9 protein-coding genes and 1 pseudogene are annotated in these 11,614 nt (G+C 72.0%); 2 read left to right on the forward strand and 8 right to left on the reverse strand.

The window, feature by feature from the left end:
* Positions 1–281: pseudogene (locus ACIGDI_RS33375) on the reverse strand (hypothetical protein); the annotation flags it as partial.
* Positions 282–781: 500 nt separating this feature from the next.
* Positions 782–1,492 (reverse strand): alpha/beta fold hydrolase, encoded by a 711-nt coding sequence (locus tag ACIGDI_RS33380; RefSeq protein WP_399904584.1) that lies wholly within the window; start codon positions 1,490–1,492, stop codon positions 782–784.
* A gap of 44 nt (positions 1,493–1,536) precedes the next feature.
* Between ACIGDI_RS33380 and ACIGDI_RS33385 the strand changes: the two genes are divergently transcribed.
* Positions 1,537–2,454, forward strand: coding sequence for a DUF1963 domain-containing protein (locus ACIGDI_RS33385; protein WP_399904587.1), 918 nt, complete (start codon positions 1,537–1,539; stop codon positions 2,452–2,454).
* Positions 2,455–2,746: 292 nt separating this feature from the next.
* Here the strand turns inward: ACIGDI_RS33385 and ACIGDI_RS33390 are convergent, their stop codons facing one another.
* Both ACIGDI_RS33390 and ACIGDI_RS33395 read right to left on the reverse strand, forming a co-directional pair.
* Positions 2,747–3,343 carry an SMI1/KNR4 family protein gene (locus tag ACIGDI_RS33390; RefSeq protein ID WP_399904590.1) on the reverse strand — a complete coding sequence of 199 codons (597 nt, stop codon included), beginning with the start codon at positions 3,341–3,343 and terminating at the stop codon, positions 2,747–2,749.
* A 403-nt stretch (positions 3,344–3,746) separates the two neighbouring features.
* Entirely contained in the window at positions 3,747–4,226 is a 480-nt protein-coding gene (locus ACIGDI_RS33395) for a hypothetical protein (RefSeq protein ID WP_399904593.1), read from the reverse strand.
* Positions 4,227–4,674: 448 nt separating this feature from the next.
* Here ACIGDI_RS33395 and ACIGDI_RS33400 point away from each other — a divergent pair, with 448 nt between their 5' ends.
* Positions 4,675–7,386 (forward strand): FAD/NAD(P)-binding protein, encoded by a 2,712-nt coding sequence (locus tag ACIGDI_RS33400; RefSeq protein WP_399904595.1) that lies wholly within the window; start codon positions 4,675–4,677, stop codon positions 7,384–7,386.
* 131 nt (positions 7,387–7,517) lie between these two features.
* Here ACIGDI_RS33400 and ACIGDI_RS33405 read toward each other — a convergent pair whose 3' ends face one another.
* The 4 genes from ACIGDI_RS33405 to ACIGDI_RS33420 form a co-directional block, all read right to left on the reverse strand.
* On the reverse strand, positions 7,518–7,994 hold the full coding sequence (locus ACIGDI_RS33405) for a carboxymuconolactone decarboxylase family protein (protein WP_399904598.1): 477 nt from the start codon (positions 7,992–7,994) through the stop codon (positions 7,518–7,520).
* Between the two features lie 192 nt (positions 7,995–8,186).
* On the reverse strand, positions 8,187–9,434 hold the full coding sequence (locus ACIGDI_RS33410) for a ketosynthase chain-length factor (protein ID WP_399904599.1): 1,248 nt from the start codon (positions 9,432–9,434) through the stop codon (positions 8,187–8,189).
* Positions 9,431–10,696 carry a beta-ketoacyl-[acyl-carrier-protein] synthase family protein gene (locus tag ACIGDI_RS33415; protein ID WP_399904602.1) on the reverse strand — a complete coding sequence of 422 codons (1,266 nt, stop codon included), beginning with the start codon at positions 10,694–10,696 and terminating at the stop codon, positions 9,431–9,433. Before ACIGDI_RS33415 ends, ACIGDI_RS33410 begins: the two co-directional genes overlap by 4 nt.
* Before the next feature lie 10 nt (positions 10,697–10,706).
* On the reverse strand, positions 10,707–11,480 hold the full coding sequence (locus ACIGDI_RS33420) for a thioesterase II family protein (protein WP_399904604.1): 774 nt from the start codon (positions 11,478–11,480) through the stop codon (positions 10,707–10,709).
* Positions 11,481–11,614: the final 134 nt, after the last annotated feature.

Raw genomic sequence — 11,614 nt, forward strand, 5'->3', positions numbered from 1 at the left:
CCCGGCGTGCAACGACGGTCCTCCAGAGGCTCGCCGTGCTCGTAGCGGTAGTGGCACGAGCCTGCGGCCGGCTGCTGCTGGACGGTGTAGTGCTTCTGCGGGCCCGCCCCCACCGCGATCGCCTTCCCCCCGCCGGCTGGCGGGGCCGTGGCGGGCGCCCCCGCGGCGGGACTGCTCTTGCTGACGGCCGCTGTCGGGTCGCGCAAGTCGACGGACGAACAGCCCGCCAGCAGCAGGCAGCTGAGCAGGAGGGGCAGCAGGCAACGGCGGGCAGGATGCATGACGATCCCTCACAGGCAGGCGACGGCTGAGCAGATACTCCCCCATCACCCCCCGGCTCTACCGTGCGGGGTACCGCGCAAGGAAGCGTGGTTTTGCACGCTCGCGGTTACCTGGGCCGGCAAAACGATGTGAGCCCCATCCCGGCGATGACGGGATGGGGCTCACACAGTGGAGCGCCGGGCAGGCCTTGCACCTGCATTTCCCCGCAGGAAGCGGGGCGTCTTTCCTTGGACCACCAACGCACGTCCGAACGACCAGAGTTGGTCCAGTCGGCTCAAGATCCATCATAGCGGGTCTCGCGGCCGGTGTGATGGTGAAGGCATCACACCAAGCCCCGTTCGCTCGAGCACGAGGAAGTGGCGCCGTATCGAGCGGGACGAGCACGACCCACCTGAAGAACCGGAGGACCTCACCGAACTCCGTACCGACCCCGCCGCCCCACCCACCTCTCGCGCCCTCCTCGTGCTGACGAACCTCGACACCACCACTGCCAGATGAACTACACGGCAGACGAGGACCCGCGCGCACCACGTCGTGACTCTTCGCCCAGCAGAAGGATCTCCAAGAACTCCTGCAGGGCATCCCTGCAGACGTCATGGCCGCTGTCCAGGGTGTGGACGTCCCAGATTGGGTCGTTCGCCAGCCGGTCGCGCACGGCGGTGAAGGGCGTGCCGTCCCACCCGGACAGATACACGTAGTCCCGGGTCTTGACGTCACGCAAGCCGCCCGCGTCCAGCCGGATCCGCTGAAGGAATGAGGCCAGTGGATGTGCGCTCACGCGCGGGTCGCTGCCGGACGGCGGCTGGACCGCGTATCCGTCCACCGCCGCGCCGTCCAGGAACAGCCTGCGGTAGGCATCGGTGGTCAGATCCCAACAGGATTGGCCGTCCTCGGGTACGTAGGCGTCGCAGTAGACCAGGCGGCGCACGACGCCGGAAGAGGCGCGGTCGGCGGCACCGGTGATCACCATGCCGCCGTAGCTGTGCCCGACGACGACGGCGTCGCTGACCTCCTCGGTAGCGAGTACGGCGAGCACGTCGTCGATGTGCGTGTCGAGATTGACGTTGGAAGAATTCAGGTGGGCGCGGTCACCGACACCGGTGGGGGTAACAGTCAGCGCCCGGTGTCCGGCGGTGCGCAGCCGGTCGGCCAGGCCGGAAAAATACCAGCCGCCGCGCCAGCCGCCGGGAACGAGAACAAAGGTCGTCATGCACGCAGGAACGATGCCCACAGGACGCTGATTCCTCCACGGGCATGGCCAGTTCGCGAGTCCTGCTCGTCTTGACAAACCTCGGCGCAAGCCACACCGAAATGGAAGTAACTGCTGTCTACGGACCGGGAGTTGGTCGTCAGCTGGTGTCCGTGGGCCCTGGCATGATCGCTTTTATGACTCCTTCGATCGTGGAAGAGCTCGTCCTGCGAACGGCCGAGAGGCACGGCGTCCCCGGGCCGGTGGCGCAGGAGATGCTCGCCGGTTTCCGGCCGTGCCTCCACCTGGTCCCCTTCCAAGACCTGACTCCCGCCCAGCAGAAAGAGGCCCGTCCCGCCGCGCGCACGGGGGGCCTCCCCAATCTGCCGGACGGCATCGACTGGCCCGATGGACGCGCACCTCTGGTGCTGACCATCGACTGCGCGGCACTCCCCCGTGAAGCCCTGGACATCGAACTGCCGCCCGACGGGAGCCTGTTGTTTTTCACCGAGATCGAGTACGAGCCGGAGTCGTCGACGGTGGTTCACCTCCCCGCCGACGCGCGGACCACGCAACGCGCAGCGACGTACCAACTCGACGGCGAGCCGGAACAGACCACTGTCTACCAGCCGGGCGTCCTGTATCCGGTGCCGGGGCTGACCGTGGCGCCCGACTGGCGTGACGCCCCCGCGACCAGCGCGTTCCTGGACGGCGGTGCGGGCCGGGACGACATCCTGGACGATTTCGAGGACGCCGTGCGGGACGCGGCAGCGGGCGGCGCCTCACATGGAGTCTCTATCCAACTGGGCGGCTTCTCCAGTCCCTGGCAGTTGGCACCGGACGAGGGGGACCTCGTTCTCCTGGCGCAGATACACGGCCAGTCGATCGAATCCAACGTCTACACCCAGACTCTGATCGTCGGCACCCGCGAGGACATCGCCGGGCGCCGGTATGAAGCCTTGGTGTTCGAACAGCAGGTCTGAGCAGCCGGCTGCTTGCTCGCCGCGGCCCTGGCAGGGACGGGCGTTCCGCAGAGGAGCTTCCGAGGGGCGCAGCTTGGTCGACTGGGTTTCCTTTTGCCCCGATGACCCGCAGCAGCAGGACGTGAGTGCGGCGGGGGTTGTGGTCCTCGCAGAACCGCAGCGCGCCCGCAGCCTGCGGACCCACCCGTGCGACGCTCCGCGACCCGGCAGCGGCCGGGGACGCACCCGCCCCGCTAGAACTCCCACTCGAGGGTTCCGTCAGCGGTGTACACCGCAGTACACCCGTTGCGGGTCAGGTGAGGATCATCGTCGTCTGCGGTGCCCTGCGTGGAGCCGGTTTCCAGCGCGCTCGCCACGTCGGCCACATTTCCGTCACGCTGCGCCATGTGGGCGTGCCGAAGAGGCCGTCGTCCCTGCTCCAGGTCAGCACACTCCCGCGCAGCTCGCCCGGCCGGTTGTCCACCACCAGCAGGTCTCCGGTCGTGTCATCCCCGATCGGCACCAGGAGCGGATGGAATCCGTGACACGGCTCTCCGGCCACAGCTGGGACATCCGCCTCTCCTGCGCCCGGGATCGGCGAGGCGGCGTGCTTACGCTGCCACAGCATCTGCATGCGCTGGAGCCCGACGGGGATGTACAAGGGGGGCAGTAGAACACCGGTGATCGGGTTCGTCTCCGCCCCGTCGAACAGCAGCAGTTGTTCCCTCACTGCTTCGGGGAACGTCTGCTTCATCACGCACTGAGCCTCAGCTATGTCGCCCATCGCCGCCGATGCCCGCACCGTGCGTGCTGTGGAAGGGGCGTGCGTTTCCAGAGCGGTTCGCACGCGTGCCCAGGCGCCGGCGAGTGTCGTCGTCATGGTGGCATCCTGCTGCCTGAAGATGATCATGTAGGCCGTTTTCCATGCGCGTATCTGCTGTTCACCCCTTGGAGGCCCACTACGCAAGGACCCACGACGACCTGGTGGCGAAGGTGTTCCTCGGCGCCGGCGAGGCGGAGCTCGCCGATCCCTACCTGGCCGCCGTGGACATCGTCGGATCGATGACCCGCATGGCGCAGCTGCTGCGGCTGCGCAACCTCCCTTCCATAGCTCACTTCCCGCTTGTACCCCCGACAGACCCACGGTTCCGCGTTGCCGTATGCCCTCAACGAGGGTCTGCGCACGTTGTATCCCTGCGCCACCCCCAGCGCCGAATGAGCAGATCCACGGCAGTAGCACGCATCGCCCCGCTGCAGGAAGAGTGGACGCAGCCGACCCGGGGGTCGGCCGCGCCGGCGCCTGAAGCGTCGGATCAGGGGCACAGGCCTTGGTCGGAGTTGTAGTAGATGTCGATCGAACCGCTCCAGGTCATGCACTGGCCGGGCTCGGGGAGGCCCTTGTACACCGGGCCGGCGTAGGTGGTGTAGGAGCCGGCGTCCCTGGCCGGGTGGTTGCCGGAGGGCCAGGTGTCCAGGGTGACCTCCATGAAGACGCGGGCGCCGGGCTTGTTGCGCACCGTCACCGCGCACCACTGCTTGTCCGCGGAGCTGTAGGCCACGTACGTGGTCGCAGCCACGGTCCGCTGCGAGGACATGATCGGCGTCGACATGAAGACCTCGTACCCCGTGCCGCACGCTCCGTTGTAGGCGCCGGCCGTGGCGGCCGAGGCCGGCGTCGTCGCGGCGAGCGTGCCGCCCAGAGCCAGGACTGCAAGAGCTCCGGCGGTAGCTGCCTTACGGCGGATCGACTTCATGGTGTTCCCCCTGTTGATGTCGGCGGGACGGCCGGTCATCGCCGTCCACGCCAAATGAGACCCGGAAGCCCCACTGACAGTTGTGGGCATTTTTGTCGTGGTCCTGTCACCGACGTCACAACCGCCGTTACGTCGACGCTGCGGTGTCGACCCGTTCGCGTGGCCCTCGCCCGTTCGCGTGACCCTCGCTGGCGCCCCTCTGCTGGAGCCGGTCGGGAGTCGCGGACGACCAGTGTTCACCTGCCTCGCGACCGTTCCTCGACCCGTGGTCGAGTGCGGCGCTCGAGGATGCCACCGGGTGGGGGGTGAGAGACCTCCGTTCGGCGTGAGGAGTGCGTATGCGCAAGGTCGTTTTCCGTGACGGCACCACGACCGCCTGCGAGAGGACAGGGGACTGCCCCGCGGCCGGCCCGGTATGTAGCACGGCGGGCGGGGCCTTCGCCGTCGTCCGCCCGGGTGACGCCATGCGTGCGGGAAGGCGGCTGTGATGCGGCGCGTCGCGGTCGTCGGGGCCGGTGCGGCGGGGGCGCTGACGGCGGTTCAGCTGATGCGGCAGGCCGACCGGCTCGGCCGGGCGGTCGGGGTGTGGTTAATCGATCCGGGTGGGCGGACCGGGCCGGGGGTCGCCTACGGCACGTGCGATCCGCGTCATCTCCTCAACGTGCCCGCCGGCCGCATGAGTGCCTTCCCCGACGACCCCGAACACTTCCTGCGCTGGCTGACGGACCGGGACCCGCACGCCGCGGCCGGTGACTTCGTCCCCCGCCAGGTGTACGGGCAGTACCTCACCGACATCGTCGAGCGCACCGCCGCCGCCTCGCCGCACGCCCGCCTGCACCGGGTGCGGGACGAGGTCGTCGCCGTACGCGAGCAGGGATTCGGGCCGGCTCTGCGGCTGGCCGGCGGTGGTGAGTTGCGGGTGGACGCGGCCGTGCTGGCGCTGGGCAGTCTCGCCCCGGCGCAGGACTGGGCGGGCGCCGAGCTGCGGGGGTCCGGGCGGTTCGTCGCCGACCCCTGGGCGCCGGGCGCTCTCGACGGTCCCGCCGGGGAGGGGGATGTTCTGCTCGTCGGCACCGGTCTGACCATGGTCGATGTGGCTGCCACGCTGGCCCGTCCAGACCGCGTGGTCTACGCGGTCTCCCGGCACGGGCTGCTTCCCCAGGAGCACCTGCCTGCCGCGGCTCCGCCGGTCCAGGCGCCGCCGGGCCTGGACGGTTCGCGCGGTCTGGACGTGCTGCGCCGCAGCGTGCGGCGGCATCTGTCCGCCACCCGGCGTACTTGCGGGGACTGGCGGCCCGCGCTGGACGGGCTGCGGCCGGTGACGGCGGCGCTGTGGCAGCAGCTGCCCGTGGCCGACCGGGCCCGCTTCCTGGAGGAGGACCTGCGGGTCTGGGAGGTGCACCGCCATCGCATGGCACCCGCGAGCGCGGCCACGCTGCGCACACTGTTGGCGTCGGGCCGGCTGCGGATCGGTGCCGGGCAGGTGGTCGCCGCCGTGCCGGCCGATGACGCGGTGACCGTCGACCTCAGCGACGGCACACGGCTGCGGGTCGGTGCGGTGGTCAACTGCACCGGGGCCCGGACGGGCCCGCGCGGCACGACGGCTCCCCTGGTGCGGTGTGTGCTGGAGGGCGGATACGGCCGTCCCGGGCCCGCCGGGCTCGGGCTGGACACCGCCGGGGACGGGCGGCTGGTGCCCGCGGCCGGCGGCCCGGTTCTGCGGCTGTGGGCGGTCGGGGCCGCGCGGCGCGGGAATCTGCTGGAGACCACCGCCGTTCCGGAGATCCGCGCGCAGGCCGCCGAGGTCGCCGGCACCGTGCTGGAGGCGCTCACCGACCGCCGCACCCCCGCGCCGACCGACCGCTACGGGCAGCGCCTGAGCACCTCACCCGAGGCGGCCGAGCTGTACGACCGGGCTTTGGGGCGCATCCTGGCAGGCCGCCTGGGCGCCGAGGAACTGCTGGGCGAAGCCGTCGCCGCCGATCCGGACTTCGCCGTCGGCCACGCGACTCTGGCGCTGCTCGGCCACGAGCGCGGGGGCGTCGGGCAGACGCCTGCGGCGTTGGCGTCCGCCCGCCGGGCCGCGGCCGTACGGGCGGATGACCGCGAACGCAGCCTGGTCGCCGCGGTGGACGCCTGCCTGACCGGCACCGAGGAGCGGGGCAAGGCGGCCCTGCTGGGCCACATCGCCGCCCATCCCCGGGACGCGCTGGCGGTGAGCGCGGCCGTACCCACCGTCTCCTTCAACGGGGTGACCGCCGCCGAGGAGGCCTGGGCCCTGGTCGAGGGACTGTCGGGAACTTACGGCGACGACTGGTGGTATCTGGGGCAGTTGGCCTTCGTCCGGCAGGAACAGGAGCGCTGGGAGGAGGCCGAGGCCCTGGCCTGCCGGGCGCTGGCCGCGCAGCCGGATGCCGGGCACGCCGTGCACGCGCGGGCTCATGTGTACTACGAGACCGGTGAGCACCGCGTGGGCCTGGCCTGGCTGGACGAGTGGCTGCGCCGGCACGGGGACGGGGCGGCACAGCGTTCCCACGTGGCCTGGCATGCCGCCCTGCATGAGCTGTCGCTCGACGACCGGCCCGCGCTGCTGCGCCGTTACCGCGACGAACTCGTCGCCTGCCGGGTGGGCGGGGGCCGGCTGCTGGTCGACTCCGCCTCGCTGCTGTGGCGGGCGCGTATGACGGACAGCTGGAGCGGCGAGTTGCCCGTCGCCGAACTGCTGCACGCCGCTCCCCCGCACTGGCTGGACGCGCCGGCGACGAGCTTCGCCGCGCTGCATGGCGCGTTGGCGCTCGCCGCGGCCGGGGACGTCGACGCCCTGGGCAGGTTGCGTGCCCATGCGCTGGCCCACCATCAGGCGGTGTTCGCGCTGCTGGTCGCGCCGCTGTGCGAGGCGCTGTCGGCCGTCGTGCGGGAGGAGTGGCGGCAGGCGGTACGGCGGCTTCGGCCGCTGCTGCCTCTGCTGGCGCGCACGGGTGCCAGCAAGGCCCAGCAGGAGGTGGTGGAGGAGACCTTGCTGCACGCTCTGATCGCGGGAGGCGAGTACGACCGGGCGGAGCGGCTGCTGGCGGACCGGCTGGAGCGTCGTGCGTCGCCGCTGGACTGGCGGCGGCTGGAGGCGGTGCGGGGGCGGGGTGCGCGGTGGCGTGGGCCTGTGGTCGTCGGCGGGTCCTGGGAACGCGCTCGATCCGCCTGACAGGCGGCCCCTGGGTTTGGTCCGGGCACTGCGGTGGCGCTGACGGAAAGGGGGGTTTCCCCCTGCCGTCAGCGCCACCGCTCGTCACGGGCGTGTGCCACGGCCTCGTTGTCGGGGTCATGGCGCCCGGGTCACCAGGTGGTGCCGGCGGGCTCCTCGATGGTGGTGTTGAGGCGGTTGAAGAAGTTGGTGAGGGCGATCATGAGGATGATCGCGGAGAGCTGTTCCTCGGTGAAGTGGTCCGTGGCCTCGTTCCAGACCTCGTCGGGAACGGCCTTACCCGTACGGTCGGCGATCCGGGTGGCGGCCTCGGTCAGGGCCAGGGCCGCGCGCTCGGCGTCGGTGAAGAACGGTGCCTCGCGCCAGGCGGCCACGGAGTGCAGGCGCTGGTCGCTCTCCCCGTGCTTCTTGGCGCCCGCCACGCCGGCGAACACGCAGGCGCTGCAGCCGTTGATCTGGCTGGCCCGCAGGTGGACCAGTTCGAGGATCTGCGGGGCGACACCGCCCTGGTACATGGCCTGGTAGATGCTCTGGATGCCCTTCATGGCGTCCGGCAGGACCATGGCGGGGTTCTTCATCCGGGCGGTGGGGGTGCTCGCGGCGTTCATGTGCTGCCTTCCGGTTGGTTGGTGAGTGTCTGTCACTGGGCCGGTGGGTCCGGGCGCGGGGGTGTGACAGGTGGGCGATGGCGATGGCTCTTTTTGTGGTCGGCCGGCGCATGGAGCCGGGGCCGCCGGACGCGGGGGATGTCGTCCGGCGGCCCCGGTGCGCGGGGGTCGTGCGTGGGCGGCTCGGTCCGGTCAGACGGCGCTGAGGACGGCCGCCGAGTTGAAGCCGCCGCGGCCGCGGGCCAGGACCAGGGTGTGGCGCACGGGTGTCTCGCGGGGTGCGGTGACCAGGTCGATGGGGCAGTCGGCGGCGGGTTCGGTGGTTCCGGTGGTCGGCGGGATCACCTGGTCGCGCAGGGACAGCAAGGCGGCTGCGACGTCGAGGGAGGCGCCGCCGGCCAGCAGGCGTCCGGTCATCGACTTCGGTGCGGTGACCGGCACCCGGCGGGGGCCGAACAGGGCGGCCAGCGCTTGGGCTTCGGCGCGGTCCGCGGCGCGTGCGCCGGCCGCGTCGGCGTACACCACGTCGATGTCCTCGGGCCGCAGTCCGGCGTCGTCGAGGGCGAGGCGGGCGGCGTCCTGCAGGCGCGGGGTGCCGGGGCCGTCGAAGGTGGCCGCGTATCCGGTGAACGCCCCGTACACACGGGCATCACGTGCGCGGGCGGCGGCGTCGCTCTCCAGGACGAACAGGGCGCCGCCCTCGCCGACCACGTGACCGCTGGCGGCGGCGTCGAAGGGGAGGTAGGCGCGGGCGGGGTCGGCCACCGGGCTCAGCTCGCCGGCGGCGAGGTGGGCGGCCCAGCCCCAGGGACACAGGGCGGAGTCGACGCCGCCGGTGACCATCAGCGCCGCGCCCTTGCGGATCTGGCGGCGGGCGTGGGCGACGGCGTCCAGGCCGCCGGCCTGTTCGGCGACGACGACGCCGCTGGAGCCGCGCAGGCCGTGCCGGATGGAGATCTGGCCGGTGTTGACGGCGTAGAACCAGGCGAAGGACTGATAAGCGCTGACGTGTTGGCCGCCCTTGGACCACAGGGCCTGCAGTTCGCGCTGGCCGAATTCGAAGCCGCCCGCGGAGGATGCGGTGACCACTCCGGCGCCGTATTCGGGCAGTGCGGTGGGGTCGGTGCCCGAGTCGTTCAGTGCTTCGGCGGCGGCGGCCAGCGACAGCCGGGTGACGCGGTCGGTCTGCGGCAGCAGCCGGCTGGGCAGGTGTTCGTCGTCGACGAAGCCGGGGACCTCCCCCGCGATGCGCACCGGGTAACGGGAGGCGTCGAAGCGGGTGAGGGGGCGGATGCCACTCTCGCCGCGCAGGGTGGCCGCCCACCAGGCTTCGGTACCCAGGCCGTTGGGGGCGGCCACACCGATGCCGGTGACGACCGAGCCGGTGCGGGCGCCGGCGCCCGGCCGGGCGGTGGGACGGTCCAGTGTGGCTGTGGTCATGCCGCCTCCTGAAGTCGCGGCCGGGTCAGGACGATGGCGCTTTGGAAGCCGCCGAAGCCGCTGCCGACGCTGAGCACGGTGTCGGTGCGCTGTTCGCGCGCGGTGAGGGGGGTGTAGTCGAGGTCGCAGGCCGGATCGGGCTCGTGCAGGTTGGCCGTCGGCGGCACGGTGTTGTGCTCGATGGCCAGGGCGCTGGCGGCGATCTCCAGGGAGCCGATCGCGCCGAGCGAGTGGCCGATCATGGATTTGATGGAGCTGACGGGCACCCGGTAGGCGTGCTCGCCCAGGCTGCGCTTGAACGCGGCGGTCTCGTGCCGGTCGTTCTGCTTGGTGCCGGAGCCGTGGGCGTTGATGTAGTCGACGGCGGTGGCGTCCAGGCGGGCTTCGTCGAGGGCGGCGTGGATCGCTGCGGCCATCTCCACGCCGTCGCTCTTGAGTCCGGTCATGTGGTAGGCGTTGCTGCGGCCGGCGAAGCCGGCGATCTCGGCGTAGATGTGGGCGCCGCGCCGGCGGGCGTGTTCGAGCTCCTCCAGGACCAGGACGGCCGAGCCCTCGCCGAGGACGAAGCCGTTGCGGGAGCGGTCGAAGGGGCGCGAGGCGGTGGCGGGTTCGTCGTTGCGGGGGCTGGTGGCCTTGATGGCGTCGAAGCAGGCCACGGTGATCGGGGAGATGGGTGCCTCGGTGGCGCCGGTGACCATCACCTCGGCGCTGCCCTCGCGGATCAGGTCGACGGCGTGGCAGACGGAGTCGATGCCGGAGGTGCAGCCGGTGGAGACCAGCGAGACCGGGCCCTGGGCGCCGATGGCGAGGGCTACTTCGGCGGCCATGGAGCTGGGCACGAAGTAGTCGAAGAGGTGGGCCACGGCCCGGGTGTGGTCGACCTCCCAGGTGCTGCCGTTCTCGCTGACCACGCCGTACTCGTTGTCCAGACCGGTGGTGCAGCCGACGGCGCTGCCCAGGGTGAGCCCGGTGCGCACCGGGTCAAGGGCGCCGGTCAGTCCGCTGTCCTCGACCGCCTCCCGGGCGCTGGCGAGGGCGAACTGGGCGGCGCGGTCGAGGCGGGCGGCGTCGGCGGCCGCGATGTGGTGGGCGGCCGGGTCGAAGTCGACCTCGGCGGCGATGCGCGAGCGGAAGGTGCTCGCGTCGAACAGGGTGATGCCGCGCGTGGCGGTGCGGCCCGCGGTCAGGGTGTCCCAGAACGCGCGGGTGCCCACGCCGCCCGGGGCCACGACCCCGATGCCGGTGATGACGACCCGCCTCATCGTGTGTCCCTCACAGTTGTCCTCCAGATAGGGGCCCAGGTACGAGCCGGGTGCGTCGCACCACGCGGCAGGCGCGCCCGATCAGTTGGGGTGCGTGCGGGCCGCGGACGAAGAAGTGGTCGCCGGGGACGGTGCGCCGCACGAACCGGCCGGTGGTCCAGCGGGCCCAGCCGTCCAGCACCCTCGCGCCGACGACGGGGTCGTCCCGGCCGGCGACGGCCAGGACGGGAACCGTCAGCGGGCCGCCGGTGTCGGTGAGCGCGTCGGCGCGCAGCGCGTCGGCGAGCTTGAGGTCGTCGCGCAGCAGGGGCAGTACGCGGCGGTACCAGAGGCTGCCGGGGGCGGCGAGCGCGCCGTCGGGCGCCGCGCCGAGGCCGGCGGCGAACCGCAGCAGCCGTTCGTCGCTCAGGCCGTCGGCGTCGTGGCCGGTCGGTGCGGTCTGCGGTGGGGGGCTCGCGCCGACGGCGAGGCAGGCGGGGGCGGGCAGCCCCCGGTGGATCAGGGCGCGGGCGAGGGTGTGGGCGACGATGCCGCCCAGGCTGTGCCCGTACAGCACGTAGGGGCGGCCGTCGGCGACCTGCTCGGCCAGCGGCTCAAGGAGCGCGCCCAGCAGTGCCTCGCGCGAGGTCGTACGGGGTTCGCGGCGCCGGGTGCCGCGTCCGGGCAGCAGTACGGGCACGGTGTGCACCCCGGGGCCGGTTGCGGTGCGCCAGTGCGCGAAGCCGGACGCGCCCGCGCCGGCGTGCGCGAAGCAGTAGAGCGTGACCGGCGGGCCATCCCGCATGTGTGTCGCACCTCCTCGGCCGCCGCCTTCGACAAGAGCGCATCGGCTGCTTTCGAGCCTCGCCGACGGGCCTGGAGGAAGACTCGAATCGGCCACGCGCGCGAACGCAGCGGTGGCGGCGGATGCCCGCCGAC

The organism is Streptomyces sp. NPDC085900, from assembly GCF_044540925.1.
GTDB lineage: Bacteria > Actinomycetota > Actinomycetes > Streptomycetales > Streptomycetaceae > Streptomyces > Streptomyces gilvifuscus.

What these genes read in the sequence shown, in the direction of transcription:
- ACIGDI_RS33380 (WP_399904584.1), bottom strand. Translation starts at nt 1,492, where the DNA reads ATGACGACCTTTGTTCTCGTTCCCGGCGGCTGGCGCGGCGGCTGGTAT.
- ACIGDI_RS33385 (WP_399904587.1), top strand. Translation starts at nt 1,537, where the DNA reads ATGGCCAGTTCGCGAGTCCTGCTCGTCTTGACAAACCTCGGCGCAAGC.
- ACIGDI_RS33390 (WP_399904590.1), bottom strand. Translation starts at nt 3,343, where the DNA reads ATGATCATCTTCAGGCAGCAGGATGCCACCATGACGACGACACTCGCC.
- ACIGDI_RS33395 (WP_399904593.1), bottom strand. Translation starts at nt 4,226, where the DNA reads ATGACCGGCCGTCCCGCCGACATCAACAGGGGGAACACCATGAAGTCG.
- ACIGDI_RS33400 (WP_399904595.1), top strand. Translation starts at nt 4,675, where the DNA reads ATGCGGCGCGTCGCGGTCGTCGGGGCCGGTGCGGCGGGGGCGCTGACG.
- ACIGDI_RS33405 (WP_399904598.1), bottom strand. Translation starts at nt 7,994, where the DNA reads ATGAACGCCGCGAGCACCCCCACCGCCCGGATGAAGAACCCCGCCATG.
- ACIGDI_RS33410 (WP_399904599.1), bottom strand. Translation starts at nt 9,434, where the DNA reads ATGACCACAGCCACACTGGACCGTCCCACCGCCCGGCCGGGCGCCGGC.
- ACIGDI_RS33415 (WP_399904602.1), bottom strand. Translation starts at nt 10,696, where the DNA reads ATGAGGCGGGTCGTCATCACCGGCATCGGGGTCGTGGCCCCGGGCGGC.
- ACIGDI_RS33420 (WP_399904604.1), bottom strand. Translation starts at nt 11,480, where the DNA reads ATGCGGGATGGCCCGCCGGTCACGCTCTACTGCTTCGCGCACGCCGGC.